We start from the raw sequence: 18,335 nt of genomic DNA, 5'->3' as shown, positions 1-18,335 counted from the left end.
GTTATGCATTACAAGTATTTCCCATGAAACATACCGAAGATATAGTAAAAATCATTCAGGCTATTGGAGGAATATGGCCTCTTTTACTTAGTATTTGTTTCATCATAGCAATTATTAAAAAATGGAATTGGATTTGGGATCGATTTGATAATGTTAAAAAAATCAAAGTCAAAAGCGGTAATAATGAATTTGAAGTTGAGACCAATGGAAGTTCGAACAAAAAAGAGTCTTTACCTGAAATTGAGAAGGTTACTGAAGAATTAGATGAAAATGAGTCTAAAGAAGAAGAACAGACTTTATTCGATTGTTACACATCTCTAAAGCAAGGAGAACGAAAAAAAGCAGAAGAAATATTTTCCCAAGTTCAAAAGAAAGCCTCAAAGGAAGTTTTATACAAAAACGAAATTGTTTTTCTTTTTTACAAACACCTTTCAGGGGATCCTACTGTAATTGATAATTTAAAGAAGAGATTGGATGATTCAAATTTAGGCAACTCAGACCGATTGGTTGTTCTAAAATTCATAGCTAAATGTTACAGCGATCTTAACAATGTGCAAGAATTATCAACATATTTCGATAAAGCTTTAGAGCTTGCACAAAGCGATTCGGAAAAATCATCTATTGTTTTAGATAAATTTTACGGGCTCAAAGAGGCAAATGAAATAGAAAAAGGACGAACAATACTAATAAACTTCCTACCATCTTTAAATGACAATAACGAAAAAGCCAAGTTATTACACGCATTAAGCGATACTTACGAAGGAGAAGAAGAAATAATATTGAGACTTTCGACTCTAGAAAAGGCAGTTTCGTTAGTTCCAAATAATGTTCATTTATTATTTAGTCTAGCATTTGACTTGGCTAAATACGAATACAAGAAAGAGAGTATCAATTCTTACTTGAAACTTCTTCAATATACCCCTAAAAATGCTAATGCGTTAAACAACATTGGATCTGGGTTTAAATCAGTTGAAATGAATAATTATGCGGTTGAATACTACAAAAGAGCAAAAGAAGAAAATCATACTCTTGCGATTGGCAATCTTTGTTTTCAGTTCATTAATGCTGGATTTTTAGATGAGGCTCAGGAAATAATTGATTATCACAAAACGGCTGAATCATCTGAACATATGATAATTAAAGCTCAAGATGAGATATTAAATATCAAACGACGAAGAAAAGAAGATTTTAATAATATCGCTGAAAAAGGGAGATCATTCTCTGAATTCTTACTTGATTATTCTAACCAACAATTCGAAAATAATATTCCTGTAAAATATGATTCCAATGACTGGAGAACTGATCATGACGAACAAGTTACTATATCAATAGATAGGGAGATTTTAACTATTGTTTGGAAGGATAAACACCACTTCAATAGAGGAACTGATGATCATACAATTAACGCTAAAATAAATAATCGATCAATTTCGGGTAATTATAGATTCCCTCAGTCTTATCTATTTAAAAAATCAACCTCATTAACGGTTGAAGATAAGAAATATCAAGAAGTCAATGGTCATATTAGTTTAAATATAGACAATGGGACTATCCGCTTTTTAAATACTTCCAATGACGACTTCCAACTAAAGGTGTTCAATTTGAAAAATGCATAACAAAGTATATAGCAAATAGGGCGTTTAGTGGGTTAGGAAAGTTCTGTGGTTATTTGAAACACCGCCAAATCGTTGATTTGGCTTTTAAGAATGAATAAATTAAAAACAAAATAAACGATTTGGCTCGGAGCAACTCGAAAGTTCAGTGCTTTCTACTGCCCTACATGCCATATACAAATCGTTATGAGCAACGATGAAATTTCAAGCACAACTTTTTAGGCCTTATGATTCGTTTGTCTGGAAACTAACACCTGGACGACTAATTATCTCTTGCTTATTCTTATTGACAATTTCTTCTATCATCGCAAGTATTACCGAACCAACCAACTTAACGATCTGGAGACTATCTGTTTTGCTAAGCATTGGCGGACTAATAATTGGAGGTCGCTGGCGATATAATTATAGAGAAGCTGTCTTCGGAACACTGACTGAAACTTTAAAAATCTCTGAACAATCAATCACCACTGATAAAGAAATCTACAATTGGGACAGCATTTCAAACTTCACATTCAACGTGAGAGATTATGAAGACAAAGAATTATTCATAGAAGGAATGATCTATCATCGAATATACAGCGACCCATTTTCAGCTGGAATTAACAACTTCATATCTTTTGAATACAACAGCGCAACAATTGAGTTACAATTCAAAATTGACAACATCAAACATTTGGAACAGTTCAAAAGAACAATAGAGCCAGCTTTTTTCAATGACCATATAACCCCACTAAATTTCCAGGGAGGCTTAGGCCTGAGCTATGAAGAGTTACAGGAGTATAAAAAGAAAGCTCATAACATGGTGTAGGCACGAATGCCCTTGTGAGCTTACCGAATCAATGCTAGAATCAGCACCACCGCTCCTCGCGGAATCTCTAGAATACCGAGAACGCATTCGTGGTTTCCTTGGCGGTCTAAACTTGAGTAAATGGCTAAACAGACTTTTGCTGTTGTGCTCGGATCGGTTATCTTTCTGCCTTAATCAAACTGTGAGGGCACATCGTCCTACACAGGCGTTAGTGGTAATTTAAAGAAAACATACAAATACATTAAAGTATGAGAAAGTTAAATCTTTTAATCGTTGCTCTTCTTCTTACTTCAGGCCTTGCGGCACAAGAGGTAAAGCACAATGATCTATCTCTAAATTGGGGAGTGGGTTCAATTATGCGACAAGATCAAACGGTGTCACCGTTTATTCATCAAAAATGGTCTCCTGTTAATATTATGTTGAGATATAGCCGATCACAGAAGCTAGATCAATTAGCAGATATAAAGTTTAGTCTTTATAACCCTAGTATTGTTAAACCATACAACTTCAACTCATATTATAGCGGTGCTCAAACCGGGTTAGCCCATAGTTTTAAACTTATTGATTTCAATTATGCAATCGGCAAACCTATTTTAAATAAAAATGAGTGGAGGTTTGTGATCGGAGGCAAATCAAGGAATCACATTTATTTTTCAGATTACAATTTTGGCCCAACAACAACTCCATCTCCAATGTTTATATCATTTGGACTCGATCTTTGGTTAAACCTTCAGTATCGCATAAATGAAAAGCAATATATCAAATCCAATTTTTCATTACCTCTATTTTCTTATATTTATCGCGCTCCTTACTTAGCGCAGAATGATGAGTATTTTGAAAATATATATTCACACAAAGGATTAAAAGAGTTTACCAGTCGGCTAAGTGATGGTCAAATTCAATCATGGGGAGCATCCCAAAGGGTTGACTTTGATTTACAATACGGATATATACTAAATGAAAAATGGGATATTGGCTTGACCTACCTCTTCGCTATGAATTTAAACCAATCACCAACGAAATATTCGCAGATTGAAAGTGTATTTTATTTATGTGGGAAGTTAAAATTTTAGAATTATGAAAAAGTATAAATACGCCATTTTATTCTTCGCTTTCTTGACCATAGTGAGTTGCAAAAAGGTAATATTCGAACCAGAGCCAGAAAACAATCCTGAAGCCATTTTTGAAAACTTATGGACTACCTTTAATACAGATTATGCGCCATTTGAAGAAAGAGGAGTGGATTGGAATCAACAATACGACATTTATCGCCCTCAAGTTAATGCTTCAACCACAGATGAAGAACTTATAATCATCATTAAAAACATGCTTCGATCATTGGATGATGGACACGTATCATTTACTACACCAAATGCAGATGTTTATTATTCCAACTATATAATTGATCAAAGAATAGACGATGAACTGTTCGATCTAGAACTTATTAAAAGCAATTACTTGCAAAATGATTATCAGCAAAGTGAGAACAATTTAAATACGTATGGTTGGCTCGGAACAATTGGTTATTGGCATATTGGAGCTATAGGGTTGAATATGTTCGATATTAATAGCATCCTTGATTTTTTTTCTATTGCAGACGGGCTAATTGTTGATCTAAGACATAGTAAGGGAGGAAATTTCACCTATGCATTTTCAGAATTTGGTAGATTTACCAAAGAAGATCGCCTAGTTTTCAAATCAAAAACCAAAAATGGGCCTGGACCAAATGATTATACTGACTTATACGATTGGTATATCTCTCCAGCAGGATCTTATTTTAACAAACCGATTGTTCTAATAACAGACCGATACACTATTAGTGCAAGCGAAAGAACAGCAATGGCTTTTAAATCACTTCCAAATGTTACAACGGTTGGAGATACTACCAATGGTGCAATTGCCACTAAAATCGGAAAGGAATTGGCAAATGGATGGTTTTACTCTATAGTAACCCAAAAAACATATTATAAAGATGGTAATACTTTCGAAGGTGTTGGAATACCACCAGACATTTTTATTAAAAATACAACTGCTGAAATGGCTGCTGGACAAGATAAAACACTTGAAGAAGCTTTAGCGCAATTTTAGAACTACCACTAACAATGTATAAAAATAATATCCGATATAGTAGTAAATTAAGGGGTTGTAGCCCGTTTCAACTTTCTTGTAACTTGACAGGAATGGAGCCCGAAATCGGCTACTATTCTTATACGAGCCGTTATCTAGCATTACATGAATCCTGACAGACCATATTTTCATTACATAACCTTTGTGAACATTCTACTAGTAGCTGGGATGCTTTTCAGGGTCTATGTAATTAACTCTGACAAGGGGATTCTTATTCTAATTTTCTACTTTCCTGCACTAATGATATTGAATGGGATAATCTGGGGTATTACTGAAGCTTCCAAAAGAAAACTTGCGAAGGTCCTTAGGTTTAATTTGCTCCTGTTGGCTGCACTTCTAATACCAGTTATAATGTTCGGAATAACTCTATGACAACATTCTAGCTATTAATTCGAGGAATTGCGGCCATAATAGGAACTGCATGGTCATTTCTAACTTTGATTGTAATTTTCTTCCTTTTTGATCGATTCAACAACCCAGGATACAAGAGCATATCTAACGTAGATATCAAACAATATATAATTACTGTCGTAACTCTGCCAATAGTTATCGGATTGTGGTGGCTAAGTCGAACGCATAAAGAAACAGGTAGCTAACAGTCGCTTCCATGAATAACCCTCTGCAGCATAAATTTAGTTAAACTTCTTCATAATGTTTCTTTTGGCCGTTTTGGAATCGAATCTTTGATCCAATAGGTGGATGAAAGTAAGTCAAGGATGGCCATAGTTCTCCTGTGTGGGCTCTGATGTAGCTCCCACTCCTTTACTTACTTTTGGCAGCCTATTAACTTTGACCGAGATTCAAAAACAACCCATGCTTCCATTAGTGGTACCGTTAAAGTCCACAGCTTCCCGTCAGATGTTTAAAAATGGCACCCCGCCCCATACTAAGATAGTGTTCGGGACACAGCGAGTGTTAAGAGGTCAGGGTGCTCAACTGTCGTTAGGGGCTGATTTTAAGTCTTTGGTCTTTTTACTATTTTACTAATCCTATCTCATATTCTTCTCCTGTTTTGAGTACATGATATATCCTTGAGACCAGTTTCCTGGCTATAATTACTATTGATCTTTTCTTGGTATGCGACTTGGTTAGTTCCTCGTATCTCATCAACATAGCGGGATCTTTCTGCACACAACTCCAGGCACATTCGATCAATGCACTACGCAGGGCTTTGTGCCGGCGGTTAGTCATGTAGCCTTTCACGTCTCTTTCTCCACTGGAATGACTGGTTGGTTTGAGACCAATAAAGCTATTGAAGTGTTTGAAGCTGGGAAAACGATCTATGCTCTCCAGTTCTATGAGTAGTTGTACAGTGGTCAATGGGCCGATCCCAGGGATGCCTCTGAGTAATTTTGCCTGTTGCTTGTACTTAGCTAATCGTTGGATTTTCCTGACCTGTATCGCCACTTTAAGCAAATGACGATATGTAAAATGATAATGCTCCAGCAAGAAGTTGACAGTCAGTTTTGTGTTTTTGGATTCAAACTGAACTTGCGAGATCCAAACCAAGAAGGCTTTGCTCCAATAGGCATTGTCAAACTCAGTTGGTATAGGTATGCCGGCAAACAGTAATTTATCCTTGATACGGTTTTTGATCCTGACCAACTCTGCCCACAATTTCTTGCGGTAACGAAACAGTTGCCTATGACCTTCTACTTCGATACTGGGAACATGAATGCCCCGAAGTAATCCAGCTCTAAGAGCTTTGGCTATCTTTCGACTATCAATTGGGTCGGTTTTTTCGGTGGTTTCCTTGTGAGTGGTGGGGATGTCTGCTGCATTGACTACCAAACAGCGATAGCCATAACTCTCCAAATCTCTACAGATCCAGAAACCAATCTTGCAGGCCTCATAGGCACAGATCACCTTGGCAGTAGGGAAATGCTTGTCGAGGTAGGATTTGAGTGCGATTGGTTCAGGTGGCTGGGTGAAAGTTCGATGGTGAATATGGCCAGCAAAGATGCTAACCGACCAGCTGCGCTTGTGTACGTCCAAGCCAATGAATAAATTGTAAGTGCTTAAATCTTCCATGATATAAATCCTTTGGTTTATACTTCATACGCCATTGGGTTATATCATGGGAACTAAGAAATCATAGCCGCGCAATGCCATCGCACAAACCAAAGCTACGATTCTTACATTGACGTTAGGGGCCATGATTTGTGTTTGGGATCGGTGGCTCGGGCGAATGAAGGAACTTTCTGCCAGCTGACCCACATTTTCTCTCACTCCATCTCGGACGAACGGCCAATCTTGTCGCAACATCAACTCGAACCAACGGTTGAACCAACTGCCTTGTCCAGTCGCAGCACTCGGTCGAACTAATGAACTAAATGCCACCTGCTCTCGGGCTGCTAGATTAGATCGTTTTCTGATTTTCTTACCTCGGTTTAACGGAACAAGACGGCCCCTAACATGATGTATGCCGCATGCCTTTTTCGGTGCAAGTCCGAATCCTAGCTGCTATCGGAACTGCCGTTCCGATCGGGAAGGGGAGTAAGGCCGTGGAAGCCGCAGGTCGGTCTAACTACGTCCCCAACTTGGGTTAATGGCTAAAAATGGCTTTGGCTGTGTAGATCGGATCGGCTATCTTCACTGCCATTAACAAACCGTCCGTGTAGGCACGCTGCATACATGGTCGTTGGTGGTAATAAAAAATGATAAAGAGAAAAGACAGTATATTACTATTCGATTATCCATTGTTCACCATTGTGAATTTGGAAACACCTTCAGAAGCAAATTTGGATTTGCCTTCTGATGCTTGTGTAGCGTATATCATTGAAGGAGATGAACAAGTATTTTCTGAATCTGAAAACATTATTGCTAAAACTAATCACACCATTGTCTCTTTATGTGGACTTACATTAGGAGGTATGCTCTCAAATCAACCAAATGGTAGTATCAATTCTATTGTCGTTCATTTCAATAGACAAGTTTTGAATAAGGTATTTAAAGGAGAAAAACCAGAACTGTGGGAGGAATTGGAAAAACCGGTAACCCACTTTGTTGTTCAGTCTGCTGCCTCCGAAATGGTAAAGTACTATTTTGACACTATCATTAAGTTCTTTGAAAATAAAGAGGCAATTACTGAATCAATACTTAAAATTAAATTAAAGGAAATTATACTTTTTCTACTTCAAACTGATAACTCCGACTATGTTAGGAACATCATAAAAAGCCTATTCTCAGAAAGAAAGTTTTCTTTCCAAGAATTGGTTGAGGCTCATATAGAGAACACGGACTCAGTTGAAAACCTTGCCATAGCTACTAATTGCTCAATTTCTACCTTTAAAAGAAAATTTAAGGACATATTTAATACAACTCCCGCCAAATATCGACTTGAACTAAAACTAAGCCAAGTGGCAGAACTGCTGAAAACAAGTGACGATTCAATTAGTAACATAGGTTATACATGTGGGTTTGAGTCTCCAGAACACCTCAGTCGTGCATTTAAGAAACAATACGGCATTTCACCTTCCCAATACAGATTGAACTTTTTAGTCAAGTAATTGACTATCGGCATCAAGTGTCTCACCTGAAATTTCAAGAATTTTGTTTCATAAACAATTTAAAACTCAAATTATGGAACAAATCACACTTAGTTGGAAAAATGAAAGACTAAAACTTTTCTCTTTATGGCTATTTATCCTTTTTAATATCATTTTTAGAGATATTCATCAGATGACTTTAAAGTCGCATCTTGAAATGTTACTCACGGGCTACTACAATGGAATGGAAGTTACGGAAGCTATTATGCTTTTTGGAGCTTTTGTTGTTAACATCCCTATAAGTATGTTATTGGTATCTCTATTCACCAAACAAACTGTAAATAGAACAATCAACATGATTGCAGGTAGTGTCATGCCTTTAATTCTGCTCACCTCCCCTCCAACGGATATGGACGATTATTTTCATCTCACAATTGAGATTTTAGCACTTATATCTATCGTTACAACAAGTTTTAAGTGGAACAGAGAAACAAAAGCTGAATTACCGTGAAGTCTTTAATCAGTAATGAAAAAGTAGTACTGTCTACACTTTGGGTGTTTGTATTGATGAATATGATCTATGCAGATATACTAAATACCTTGAAACCAGAATACTTAAAAGAGCTCGAGTATGTCGGTGATAATATCTCGGAAGAAACCGTATTGCTTTTTGCCCTTTTGATGGAAGTGCCAATTGCAATGATTTTGCTTTCAAGAACTCTAAAGAGAAAGTGCAATCGAATACTTAATTTAATTGCAGCACCAATTTCTATCTTATGGGTTATTGTTCCTTCAATAGTTTTGAATGAAGGGAATACTTCTTTGTCCTATATCTTCTTTGCATCAATTGAAACCATTGCTATGTTGTTCATAATTTGGTACTCATATCGTTGGGGAAAAGAATAAATACTACCACCAACATTGTATAAAAGCAATAGCGGTTTGAGTGGAAACTCAAACCGTTTTTCTGCTTAATTAAGTATCTTGCTAGCCGAAAGTAAGTGCATTAAATCCGCTACTGCTTTTATACCAACCGTTACCAGCAATTCTCTGCATGAAGATTCAAAAACTCTTAAATATTATAAAACCACGATATCGAAGAAAATTCACTTATCACGGAACTTTCCAACAACTAAGTGACGAACTAAGAAATATCAAAGGACACATGTGGTCTAAAAAATTCATCTACTACAAAGTCAAGGGTAACGGAGTATTTAAGGTTTATGCTACTATTTCTCTAGGAACTCTAACGGGAATGGGATTTGGCCCTGGAATCAACGCTAAAATCACGGTCGAAGAAGCTGAGCCGATGAATCAGAAGGTTACATTTACAACACCGGTGAGAATTGAACACTTTTTCACTACTGGCTTATTTTTCATTCTTCCTGCGGTCATGCATTATGAACGACTGAACTTCGAACTACTTTTTTCAAACTTCAAAGATTGGGCAATAATTACAGGTTGGTTTCACTTTGTTTACAGAGCCCAAGAACTAATTCTTATTGATAAAATCAAATCATTTTTTAAAACAGAATCTACTGATGCGGTTCAAAGCTTGGAAGTTAACAATTGAACTCCAGCGAACCTGAACGGAAACAAAAGCTGGTAACAGGCGATATAGCGAATGGCCTAGCCGGCCGCACCAAACTGCCTATCTGATATTTCAGTACAACTCGCCCGTGAAGCTGCCCATTCTGCAACCTTTGTGCTTCTAGCTACTTTTTTCTTTCTGGATTTTGACTTGCTAAACGTAGTGCTTCGTAGTTGCCGTTGTGGTGTTGGGCAGTTTCACTACTTAGTGCTATTCACTAGCTTCAGACATACGCCCGATAGCTGGTCATTGTGAGGCGTCACTTCTTACCCTATATTTCAACGGGAAATTGCAAAACTGTATCCAAGTGAATACATTTGTCGTATGTATGCTATTGAAAAGACTGAGGTATTTGACAAGTGGCTTAGGAAACTAAAAGACCAACGGGCAAGAGCCAAAATCCTTTTCAGAATTCAACGCATTCAGGAACATGGAAATTTTGGTGATTGTGAACCTGTCGGCTTAGGAATCAGCGAACTAAGAATCCACTATGCCAAAGGGTACCGAGTCTACCTCAAAGAGCAAAATGGCACCATTGTCCTACTTCTGAACGGAGGAACTAAATCTACCCAACAAAAGGACATTGAGAGAGCCAGAGAATTATGGTCTAACTATAAAAACAACTGAAATGGGAACTACAGTAACTAAATTTGACATTGCAGAATACCTTGAAGACGATGCAATGATTGTGGAATATCTAAACACCGTTTTAGAAGAGGGAGATGCAGAAGACATTATTACAGCCCTTGGACATGTAGCAAAAGCACGAGGAATGTCTAAGATTGCAGAAGAAACCGGACTTAGCAGGCCTAGCCTATACAAGGCTCTATCTCATGGAGCTAAACCTCAATTTGATACAATTCTTAAGGTTCTACGTGCGGTTGGTGGTAGTTTGAACATACCAACTGCATAATGAAAACATGCCTCACAACTTGGCGTATATATGTATGTGCGAACGGAGTATTTGGCTAGCCTCGGCGGAACGAACTCGTGCATCAGCCACTAGGAAAGTTTTGTGCTCTCTACCGGGTTCATTTCACAGGAGTTTTTATCGTTCTGAACGAACTACCCTTAGATACTTTGGAAGCACTGGCAGATTTCACTATTTTGCTGCTATTAGCCAGCGTAGCGTTCACATGGCCATACTCAGGTGTTTGGAGTATTTCAGCATGAACAAAGTATCAGAACTTAAAAAGCAATTCGAATCAAATGATTTTCAGACTAAACTTAGTACTTCTGATCAGCTTGCAAATATTGGATCTGATGAATCGCTAAGCTTTCTGCTTGAACAACTAAAATCTGAGAACAACAGGATTCGGAACGCAGCAGTACTCGGTCTAATGGAAACTCGTAATCAGAAATTTTTCAAACCTATACTTGACCGCATCACCGAACTAGGATTTAATGAGGAGATTGGAACATTAGTTTACGCATTGGAAAACTTCAATTGTAGTAATGTACTTAAACTAATCTGTGAATTGTACTTATATGGGAACGCAGAGGTTCAAATGTCAACATCATCAATTTTGGCAGATCAGAAATTCAAGGAAATTCAAGGGGAGCTTTCGAATGTGAAGCAGCTTCTGAATGAGCACGGACGAAAGATCGAGGACTTCAAAATCCAGTTTGAAATAACTGAATAATGACGAAACACCAAATCTGCTATGAATGGGTTTTTATCGTCCAGGAAATTTTTGGTGAATGATGAAGTATTTGGCTTTTTAATCAAAACATTGTTTCGAATACTTGGAACCTGTATTGAATATCCCGAAATAAAAATGATCATACCCCAAAAAATGGGACAGTGGGTTTAGTTCAGAAATGACGATTAAATTTACTGATATGACACGCAAGAAGTACACATCAAAATTCAAGACGAAGGTGGTATTAGAGGCCATCAAAGAGCAATCAAGTGTAGCAGAACTAGCACAGAAATATGAACTAGCCCCTCAGCAAATCAACCTCTGGAAAAGAGAGTTTTTGGCCAATGCAGAGGGTGTTTTTGAGAAAAAAGGCAAGAGCAAGAAGTCCCAAATTGAAGATGAACGTGATCAGCTGCTTAAGGTAATTGGGCAACTTAAAGTTGAGAATGATTTTTTAAACGACGCCTTGCGGTAAGACCTCTTGCTGAACGGCGATCATTGATAAGCAAGGGTCAATTGAGTATGGCAAAGCAGTGCAAACTACTTTCCCTACACCGTTCGGGAATATATTATAAGCCCAGAGGAGAATCTGAATTGAACTTAAAACTCATGCGTATGATGGACGAGCATTATCTCCACCATTCTTTTAAGGGGGCACGCAGCATGCATACCTGGCTGACCAAAGACAAGGGACTGCAGGTGAGCAAAAATCGGGTTGAACGACTCTACTATCGGGTGATGGGGCTTAGAGCTACCCAGCCTGGAAAACATACTTCCAGACGGCACAAGGCTCATAAAGTGTACCCTTATCTGCTTCGTAATCTGACCGTGAAACGTCCCAATCAGGTCTGGGCAATAGACATCACCTACATCCCAATGAAGAAGGGTTTTATGTATTTGATAGCCATTATTGACCTCTACAGCAGGTATGTAGTCAATTGGTCAGTATCTAACTCAATGGATGCGGACTGGTGCCTAAACTGCCTAGAAGAGGCTATAGAAACACATGGAAAGCCAGAGATCCTCAATACCGATCAAGGCTCACAGTTTACATCAGAAGTCTTCGCCAACTTCGTCTTGAGTCAAGACATCAAATTGAGTATGGACGGAAAAGGAAGGGCTATTGACAATGCCTTTATTGAGCGGTTGTGGAGAAGTGTAAAGTATGAAAAACTGTACCTCAATCCACCTAAGGACGGTATGGATCTGTACCTACTAGTGGCAGAGTACTTCAACTACTACAACATGGAAAGAAGGCATACAAGTATCGAGAATCAGAGACCGATTGATCTCTATCAAACCACCCAAAAACAGGCCGCCTAATGAGCAGATTATTTTTGGGTTTTATTGTTAATGAAAGGATTATTAAACACTATTGTAGAACTTAAAACCGAACAATCCCTGTCCTAACTATTGGGGTATGATCAAAAAGCCGGCAAGGAAAAACTCCCTACCGGCCCGATCTGATTAGCTTTTTTTTGTTATCAATCTTCCAGCACATCCATACCGGCATGTACCAGGTAGATGTAGATAGCACCCATGTTGACTACATATTCGTTTTCGCCCCAGAGGAAAGGCCAGTCGTCTTTGTTTTCTGGGAAATCCGGTGGGATCACCAGCGTACCTGGTACCACACCGCCTGCGATGAAGGAGTAGTCGGCCCGGTTCATGCCATAGGCTACTTTCTTCGATTGCGTACCCACTGCGGAGACAAATGACAGGTTGGATTCTGGATGTGTTCCGTAGAGGTAGTTGAGGCTTTTGAGCACATCTTCCTTGTCGAATAGGTCTGGGAAGGCCTTGTACAGCGCATAGTTATTGATGCCCATTTGGATGATGGTGCCATTGCCAGCCCAGCCTCCTGTGGTGATCAATACGCCGTAAGGGTTCTGTTGGTAGAGCGAGTCAGACCATGCCTTGTAGCCTTCGGCTAGCTTTTTCAGCTTAGCTTTTTCTGTCTCTCCCAGGTCCGGTAGCACCTTTATAATGTGCGCAGCAGATCGGTTGAAAGATGCTTCGATTGTAGGCCATAATTCTACGATACGGTTCAGGTAGCCTTCTTCCTTGGTGGTAAGGTAAAGCTCTATGGCTGCTTTTAATTCCTCGTTTTCAAGACGTCCACCGGTGGTGTTCCCATGTCGGAAGATAAGGGGCTCCTCACGGGCATGCTCTGTTGTCCATACCTGACGAGCTGTCTCTAGGCATTCCTCTGCCAGCGCATCGTTGTGTCCCTTTAGCACTCTGCTGGCTGCTGCCAGTGTGGCGATCGATCCATAGTCCAGTGCCGTGGACTTGCTGGTAAAGGCCCAGCGATCGTCGAAAGTACCACTTTTGTTGCCTTTTACCTCCAGACTATCCAGTGATGGATCATAGATCAAATTGTCCGTCATGGTCAGCCCATCTCCCAGATGCGTGTACTGTGCGATGCTCGGTACGATAATGCCCGGGATGGCATGACCTACCGCTCTATATTGTGCGATCAGAGCCAGAGTCCCATGCTCGATTTGTTGCAAGATGTCGTTTTTGCCATCAGGGTGATGTAGGTCCACATAGCTGATGCCCTGATCAATCTGGGTCTGATCTCTTTCGATCCCAAAGTCCTCGTAGGCTTGCACCAGTGTCAGCACAGTAGCGTACTGCGTCTGGGTGCGGATGTCATAGTCTCCTGCATCGTACCAGCCCCCGAGGTTCAGACCTGGGATGTGCTGGCCGGGTTGATACTCCGTATCGGTCGTTTCGCCCATGGCATAGAGGTCGAAATGCGTGATGTCCGTTGGGGCTTGCAGGGCGTCATCCATGTGGGATTGGCCGTGCCACACGCGATAAGCTTCATTGATGAACATGTGATCCATCTGTACCGGGAAGTAGATGTCGTTGGTGGCGTGCCATGCGGTACTGAGATGCTTCTCGCTGATGACGAATGATTTGGTCTCCTGGCCTTTGTAGGATATACTATATACACCTGGGGCTTGTACAGAGCTGAAATCGAAGGTCACATAGTCGTAGCGCAGGTATTGTCCCCATTCTTCCAGTCCGGTTTCTTTGGCTACTTTTTGTTCTCCATTGGGCAGATGCTGAATCAGACGAGCAAACGGGGCTGCTTGGTCATTGCGATCCAGTTCTATTACTGCCTTCTTTTCCTGATTAGGATGGTAGCCTGCTTGAGAATAGGCGATGATGGGCTTTCTTACCCAATTTTCAAGCGTATTTGCTTTCAAGGTCCATTCCAGTACAGTTCCTGTCTTTTCTGATGGGATAAGGCTCTTGAGAACTAACCAGCCATTTTGCGCTTTGTTGCGTCCATCGAAGAGCATGATCTCGGTACCATTGCCATCGACGGTTACTCTTCGCTCTGGATCTTCAGGCGCCAGGGTGATTTGCTGACCAGCAGCTATGGCTTTAGGAGTCGTTTTGCCATTGACGTCAAATTCCATGTTGCTACTCGGGTAGAGGGGCAATGTCCCTACCTGGCCATCTGCGATGAAGGATTTTTCGAAGTAGGAGGCGGGTAGAAATTCTAAATTGAGACCTACACGACCTTCCAGTTCTTTGGGGACAGCCTTGTCGATATTGAGTTGGATTATTACGTCTTTACCTTCCGTACTAACCTTGATGGAGTAGTCGAAGTTGTATTTGGGATAGCCCAAAAAAGCTTCAATGCTTTGGTTCTCCTGGTCCACCACTTTCTCTTTGAAGGTAGGGATTTCATCCCATTGTTCGGGGGTGTTGTCTATGCGCACATCACCATTGGTCACTGTACGAACACCGTGATGGATGATTTCGATCCCACTCTTTTTTTCATCACCAAAGAGGCCATTATACCAGCTGTTGAATACCAGTACGCTTAAGCCTCGGGTCTCGAAGTATTCTTTGTCGTTGAGTATCAGTTGATCAGATGAGGGGTCTTTTTCCTGCTGGCATGATGGGATCAGTAGAGCGATAAGGCAGATCCCAAGTAGGATCTGCCTGTAGTTGTTTTTTTTCATTTGCTTTAGTCTTTCGGTTGTGATTGCTTAGAGGGATTTGAAAACCTGATCGTCTCCCTGGTATTCGTAATAGTCGAATTGGGCCTGGTTGTCAGTTCCCTCTTTACCAAAGGCATACATACCAATCGTGGAGCCTACAAAACCTCCTGCTACTTGGGTACTGAGGAAGGTGCCGTCTACTTGATCTTTTATTAGGGTCCATTCTCCTGCTCCTTCTTTGTAGTAGAAGCTGTAGTTTTCTTTGTCAAAATTGATTTTCAGATCCAAAGTCGCCTCTTCGCTGGTTAGTGGGGCACTGGCGATGGCTTGCATGCTGGAGTCATTCGACTGATACAATGCTACAGCTGATTTTCCATCGATCATGGTCTTGGCGAGCAGGTAGTAGTTTTTGGCGCTTTGGAAAGCGGCCAAACCTGCCATTTCTCCCTCTTGGATTGGTTCGAAAGTCAGACCAACAGACGCACTGCCTTCGTGGTGCTGCTGACGGTGAGCGATGTAGCTAGGGTTAGAAAGACTGGAAAGATCAGCATTGCGCAATTGTAAACTCAATTGTCCATCTTTGATATGATACCATTTTTCTTCTGGTGTTCTCAAGAACAAATAGTGCATGTCCAGTTGCTCTCCCTCAAACTCATCTTTGAAGCTAAAAATTCCGCTATAGCTGAATGCAGATGCTTCTACTTCATTGCCTAGAGGGGTAGGGTATTGATATTGTATTTCTTCAAAGTCGGGATTGATGACTGGCCAGCCATCGGTCCAGCTGACGGGTGTCATGAACGTCTCACGGCCGATATTGTAGAAATTGTCTCCATAGGGACGACACGCTAGGAATACAGCCCACCATTCTCCATCTTTTACTTCTACTATATCTGCATGACCAGAGGTAGTCACTGGGTTAGGGCGTGCAGGATTCAGGTGTCTTTGTGTTAGGATGGGGTTCTGATCCCAGGGCTCGAAAGGGCCGTCCACATTCTTGCTTCTGAATATTACTTCTGAATGATCGTAGGCGGTCCCTCCTTCAGCACACATCAGATAATAGTAGTCATTGATGTGGTACAGGTGAGGCGCTTCGATCCAAACCGGTTTTTTACTCAGGTCTACACCACCATTGACAAGCAGCTTTTCTTCTCCTAAGGTCTCGAAGGTATTGATGTCCAGTTCGAACATACGGATGGTGCGGTGACCTTCATAAAGGGATTCGTTGTTGGGTGGGATGCTGTTGTACACGATAAAGAGTTTGTCACCTTCGAAGTAGAGAGAAGGATCGATACCGTTCAGTTTAGGTAGGTAAGTAGGTTGAGACCAGGGACCCGCTGGATTGTCGGCTGTGATGATGAAGTTGCCACCCTTGTCGACATGGGTACAGACGATGTAGTATTTGCCCTGGTGGTAACTAATGGCAGGAGCAAACAAGCCTCTACTAGTGCCTTGACCATTAAAGTTCATTTGTTCGGGTCGGTCGATCGCATGACCGATTTGTTTCCAGTTGACCAAATCGTCGCTTTCAAAAATCGGAATACCGGGGTAGTAGGCAAAGGAAGAAGTGATGAGGTAGAATTTGTCTTCTGCTTTGCAAATGCTCGGGTCGGGGTAGAAACCTGCCAATATGGGATTGGTAAAGGTGTTTGTTGTCGTGCTTTCGACCACTTCGGCTTTTTTTTGCTGGCAATTGGTGAATATCACTGCAAATAGGATCAATGCTATTAAGTAGTTGATGTTTTTAGTCATTTCTCTAGAATTATCTATTTAATCAATCGATTGCGTAAGTTAATAAATTCTATTCATTGAAAATAGGACGACAGGCTATTGACTTGCTGAGATAGTCTTTAGTTTTTGCAGGGAAAAATGATTAAAATTAGACAAGGGATGCAGTCGACATGCGTCCTTACATAACCCAAAACATCAGAAAATGCCGATTTATCATAGACTTGGACAGATTCCGCCCAAGCGACATACACAGTTTAGGAAGCCCAATGGGGATCTCTATTATGAGCAACTTTTTGGAACCATTGGATTCGATGGGATGTCTTCATTGCTCTATCACCAGCACAGACCGACTATGATCAGTGACATAGGGGAGAGCATAGACGTAAGTCCTAAAATCGCAGTAGAAAAGAACATTCATTCCAAAAAACTTATCAGTTTTGATGTAGAACCCAAGGCTGATTTTTTGGATGCCAGAGAGCCCTTGCTGGTCAATAATGATATTATCATAGGGGTGGCAGCACCTAAGGATTCCCTTTCAGGCTACTTTTATAAGAACGCCACGGCAGACGAAATGCTCTTCATCCATAGAGGCTCAGGCACACTCAAAACACTCGTGGGCAATATACCATTCGAGTATGGCGATTACCTGATCATTCCCAGAGGGATGATCTATCAGATCGAGTTTGACACAGAGGAGAATCGTGTCCTCTATGCCGAATCCTTTACGCCGATCTATACGCCTAAGCGCTATCGCAACTGGTTCGGTCAGATGCTGGAGCATTCGCCCTATTGTGAGCGAGATTACAAACTGCCGCAGGATCTGGAAACTCATGACGAAAAAGGAGACTTCCTCGTAAAGGTCAAGAAGCAGGATATGTTGCATCATCTTCACTATGATTCGCATCCTTTTGATGTGGTCGGGTGGGATGGTTACAATTACCCTTATGGCTTTTCGATCCATAACTTCGAGCCGATCACAGGTCGGGTACATCAGCCGCCTCCGGTGCATCAGACTTTTGAAACCTCTGCTTTTGTGGTCTGTTCATTTTGTCCTCGATTGTATGATTATCACCCGGATTCGATCCCGGCTCCTTACAATCATTCGAATATCGATTCGGACGAAATGCTGTACTATGTGGATGGGGATTTTATGAGTAGGAATGACGTGGCGCCTGGCAATATCAGTTTGCATCCGGCAGGAATACCACACGGGCCTCACCCAGGTGCCTATGAGCGCAGCATCGGGCAAACCGAAACCAAAGAGCTGGCTGTGATGATTGATACATTCAGGCCCTTGATGATAACTGAAAATGCACTTAAGATCGATGACGGGAAGTACTATCGGTCTTGGGTTGAGTAAAATATGATTTTT

At 40.7% G+C, this 18,335-nt stretch carries 18 protein-coding genes; 14 read left to right on the top strand and 4 right to left on the bottom strand.

Translation table 11 applies throughout. From position 1 onward, the window contains the following. Nucleotides 1–23 precede the first annotated feature (23 nt). The 4 genes from N7U62_RS09930 to N7U62_RS09915 all read left to right on the top strand — a co-directional run bounded on the left by N7U62_RS09930 (nucleotide 24) and on the right by N7U62_RS09915 (nucleotide 4,509). On the top strand, nucleotides 24–1,616 hold the full coding sequence (locus tag N7U62_RS09930; protein ID WP_264137810.1) for a tetratricopeptide repeat protein: 1,593 nt from the start codon (nucleotides 24–26) through the stop codon (nucleotides 1,614–1,616). 193 nt (nucleotides 1,617–1,809) lie between these two features. Next, entirely contained in the window at nucleotides 1,810–2,421 is a 612-nt protein-coding gene (locus tag N7U62_RS09925; RefSeq protein WP_264137809.1) for a hypothetical protein, read from the top strand. Between the two features lie 248 nt (nucleotides 2,422–2,669). Further along, complete coding sequence (locus N7U62_RS09920) at nucleotides 2,670–3,494, top strand: hypothetical protein (RefSeq protein WP_264137808.1); 825 nt, start codon at nucleotides 2,670–2,672, stop codon at nucleotides 3,492–3,494. Between the two features lie 4 nt (nucleotides 3,495–3,498). Next, nucleotides 3,499–4,509, top strand: a complete 1,011-nt coding sequence (locus N7U62_RS09915; protein WP_264137807.1) for a S41 family peptidase — start codon at nucleotides 3,499–3,501, stop codon at nucleotides 4,507–4,509. Between the two features lie 1,014 nt (nucleotides 4,510–5,523). Here N7U62_RS09915 and N7U62_RS09910 read toward each other — a convergent pair. Together N7U62_RS09910 and N7U62_RS09905 are read right to left on the bottom strand one after the other, a co-directional pair. Continuing rightward, the gene (locus N7U62_RS09910) at nucleotides 5,524–6,579 is read right to left on the bottom strand and encodes an IS110 family RNA-guided transposase (protein WP_264136247.1); all 1,056 of its coding nucleotides are present in this window, start codon (nucleotides 6,577–6,579) and stop codon (nucleotides 5,524–5,526) included. Between the two features lie 39 nt (nucleotides 6,580–6,618). Continuing rightward, nucleotides 6,619–6,888: a hypothetical protein gene (locus N7U62_RS09905; protein WP_264137806.1), complete on the bottom strand. Its 270-nt coding sequence runs from the start codon at nucleotides 6,886–6,888 to the stop codon at nucleotides 6,619–6,621. 317 nt (nucleotides 6,889–7,205) lie between these two features. Between N7U62_RS09905 and N7U62_RS09900 the strand changes: the two genes are divergently transcribed. From N7U62_RS09900 to N7U62_RS09860, 9 genes are all read left to right on the top strand, one after another. Beyond that, on the top strand, nucleotides 7,206–8,057 hold the full coding sequence (locus N7U62_RS09900; RefSeq protein WP_264137805.1) for a helix-turn-helix domain-containing protein: 852 nt from the start codon (nucleotides 7,206–7,208) through the stop codon (nucleotides 8,055–8,057). 73 nt (nucleotides 8,058–8,130) lie between these two features. Further along, nucleotides 8,131–8,547, top strand: a complete 417-nt coding sequence (locus N7U62_RS09895) for a DUF6326 family protein (RefSeq protein WP_264137804.1) — start codon at nucleotides 8,131–8,133, stop codon at nucleotides 8,545–8,547. Further along, nucleotides 8,544–8,942 carry a DUF6326 family protein gene (locus N7U62_RS09890; RefSeq protein WP_264137803.1) on the top strand — a complete coding sequence of 133 codons (399 nt, stop codon included), beginning with the start codon at nucleotides 8,544–8,546 and terminating at the stop codon, nucleotides 8,940–8,942. The genes N7U62_RS09895 and N7U62_RS09890 overlap by 4 nt, the downstream gene beginning before the upstream one ends. 148 nt (nucleotides 8,943–9,090) lie before the next feature. After that, the gene (locus N7U62_RS09885; protein ID WP_264137802.1) at nucleotides 9,091–9,609 is read left to right on the top strand and encodes a hypothetical protein; all 519 of its coding nucleotides are present in this window, start codon (nucleotides 9,091–9,093) and stop codon (nucleotides 9,607–9,609) included. A gap of 342 nt (nucleotides 9,610–9,951) precedes the next feature. Beyond that, on the top strand, nucleotides 9,952–10,254 hold the full coding sequence (locus N7U62_RS09880) for a type II toxin-antitoxin system RelE/ParE family toxin (RefSeq protein WP_264137801.1): 303 nt from the start codon (nucleotides 9,952–9,954) through the stop codon (nucleotides 10,252–10,254). Nucleotide 10,255: 1 nt separating this feature from the next. Beyond that, nucleotides 10,256–10,540, top strand: a complete 285-nt coding sequence (locus N7U62_RS09875; RefSeq protein WP_264137800.1) for an addiction module antidote protein — start codon at nucleotides 10,256–10,258, stop codon at nucleotides 10,538–10,540. Between the two features lie 256 nt (nucleotides 10,541–10,796). Further along, nucleotides 10,797–11,270 carry a HEAT repeat domain-containing protein gene (locus tag N7U62_RS09870; protein WP_264137799.1) on the top strand — a complete coding sequence of 158 codons (474 nt, stop codon included), beginning with the start codon at nucleotides 10,797–10,799 and terminating at the stop codon, nucleotides 11,268–11,270. Between the two features lie 199 nt (nucleotides 11,271–11,469). Then, complete coding sequence (locus tag N7U62_RS09865; RefSeq protein WP_264136081.1) at nucleotides 11,470–11,745, top strand: transposase; 276 nt, start codon at nucleotides 11,470–11,472, stop codon at nucleotides 11,743–11,745. A 23-nt stretch (nucleotides 11,746–11,768) separates the two neighbouring features. Next, nucleotides 11,769–12,593: an IS3 family transposase gene (locus N7U62_RS09860; RefSeq protein ID WP_318840670.1), complete on the top strand. Its 825-nt coding sequence runs from the start codon at nucleotides 11,769–11,771 to the stop codon at nucleotides 12,591–12,593. Between the two features lie 161 nt (nucleotides 12,594–12,754). Here N7U62_RS09860 and N7U62_RS09855 read toward each other — a convergent pair whose 3' ends face one another. Together N7U62_RS09855 and N7U62_RS09850 are read right to left on the bottom strand one after the other, a co-directional pair. Then, nucleotides 12,755–15,256, bottom strand: a complete 2,502-nt coding sequence (locus tag N7U62_RS09855) for a glycoside hydrolase family 9 protein (RefSeq protein ID WP_264137798.1) — start codon at nucleotides 15,254–15,256, stop codon at nucleotides 12,755–12,757. A 27-nt stretch (nucleotides 15,257–15,283) separates the two neighbouring features. Beyond that, nucleotides 15,284–16,984: a glycoside hydrolase family 43 protein gene (locus N7U62_RS09850; protein ID WP_264137797.1), complete on the bottom strand. Its 1,701-nt coding sequence runs from the start codon at nucleotides 16,982–16,984 to the stop codon at nucleotides 15,284–15,286. A 181-nt stretch (nucleotides 16,985–17,165) separates the two neighbouring features. Between N7U62_RS09850 and N7U62_RS09845 the strand changes: the two genes are divergently transcribed. Beyond that, the gene (locus N7U62_RS09845) at nucleotides 17,166–18,323 is read left to right on the top strand and encodes a homogentisate 1,2-dioxygenase (RefSeq protein WP_264137796.1); all 1,158 of its coding nucleotides are present in this window, start codon (nucleotides 17,166–17,168) and stop codon (nucleotides 18,321–18,323) included. The last annotated feature ends 12 nt before the right edge of the window (nucleotides 18,324–18,335 follow it).

Origin of the sequence: Reichenbachiella ulvae (assembly GCF_025833875.1) — a bacterium.
Classification (GTDB): Bacteria; Bacteroidota; Bacteroidia; order Cytophagales; family Cyclobacteriaceae; genus Reichenbachiella; species Reichenbachiella ulvae.
The sequence above is the reverse complement of the archived record's forward strand: the minus strand, read 5'-3'. Positions and strand labels throughout refer to the sequence as shown.

What these genes read in the sequence shown, in the direction of transcription:
- N7U62_RS09880 (WP_264137801.1), top strand. Translation starts at nt 9,952, where the DNA reads ATGTATGCTATTGAAAAGACTGAGGTATTTGACAAGTGGCTTAGGAAA.
- N7U62_RS09915 (WP_264137807.1), top strand. Translation starts at nt 3,499, where the DNA reads ATGAAAAAGTATAAATACGCCATTTTATTCTTCGCTTTCTTGACCATA.
- N7U62_RS09870 (WP_264137799.1), top strand. Translation starts at nt 10,797, where the DNA reads ATGAACAAAGTATCAGAACTTAAAAAGCAATTCGAATCAAATGATTTT.
- N7U62_RS09850 (WP_264137797.1), bottom strand. Translation starts at nt 16,984, where the DNA reads ATGACTAAAAACATCAACTACTTAATAGCATTGATCCTATTTGCAGTG.
- N7U62_RS09900 (WP_264137805.1), top strand. Translation starts at nt 7,206, where the DNA reads ATGATAAAGAGAAAAGACAGTATATTACTATTCGATTATCCATTGTTC.
- N7U62_RS09885 (WP_264137802.1), top strand. Translation starts at nt 9,091, where the DNA reads ATGAAGATTCAAAAACTCTTAAATATTATAAAACCACGATATCGAAGA.
- N7U62_RS09865 (WP_264136081.1), top strand. Translation starts at nt 11,470, where the DNA reads ATGACACGCAAGAAGTACACATCAAAATTCAAGACGAAGGTGGTATTA.
- N7U62_RS09875 (WP_264137800.1), top strand. Translation starts at nt 10,256, where the DNA reads ATGGGAACTACAGTAACTAAATTTGACATTGCAGAATACCTTGAAGAC.
- N7U62_RS09920 (WP_264137808.1), top strand. Translation starts at nt 2,670, where the DNA reads ATGAGAAAGTTAAATCTTTTAATCGTTGCTCTTCTTCTTACTTCAGGC.
- N7U62_RS09925 (WP_264137809.1), top strand. Translation starts at nt 1,810, where the DNA reads ATGAAATTTCAAGCACAACTTTTTAGGCCTTATGATTCGTTTGTCTGG.
- N7U62_RS09930 (WP_264137810.1), top strand. Translation starts at nt 24, where the DNA reads ATGAAACATACCGAAGATATAGTAAAAATCATTCAGGCTATTGGAGGA.
- N7U62_RS09910 (WP_264136247.1), bottom strand. Translation starts at nt 6,579, where the DNA reads ATGGAAGATTTAAGCACTTACAATTTATTCATTGGCTTGGACGTACAC.
- N7U62_RS09845 (WP_264137796.1), top strand. Translation starts at nt 17,166, where the DNA reads ATGCCGATTTATCATAGACTTGGACAGATTCCGCCCAAGCGACATACA.
- N7U62_RS09895 (WP_264137804.1), top strand. Translation starts at nt 8,131, where the DNA reads ATGGAACAAATCACACTTAGTTGGAAAAATGAAAGACTAAAACTTTTC.
- N7U62_RS09855 (WP_264137798.1), bottom strand. Translation starts at nt 15,256, where the DNA reads ATGAAAAAAAACAACTACAGGCAGATCCTACTTGGGATCTGCCTTATC.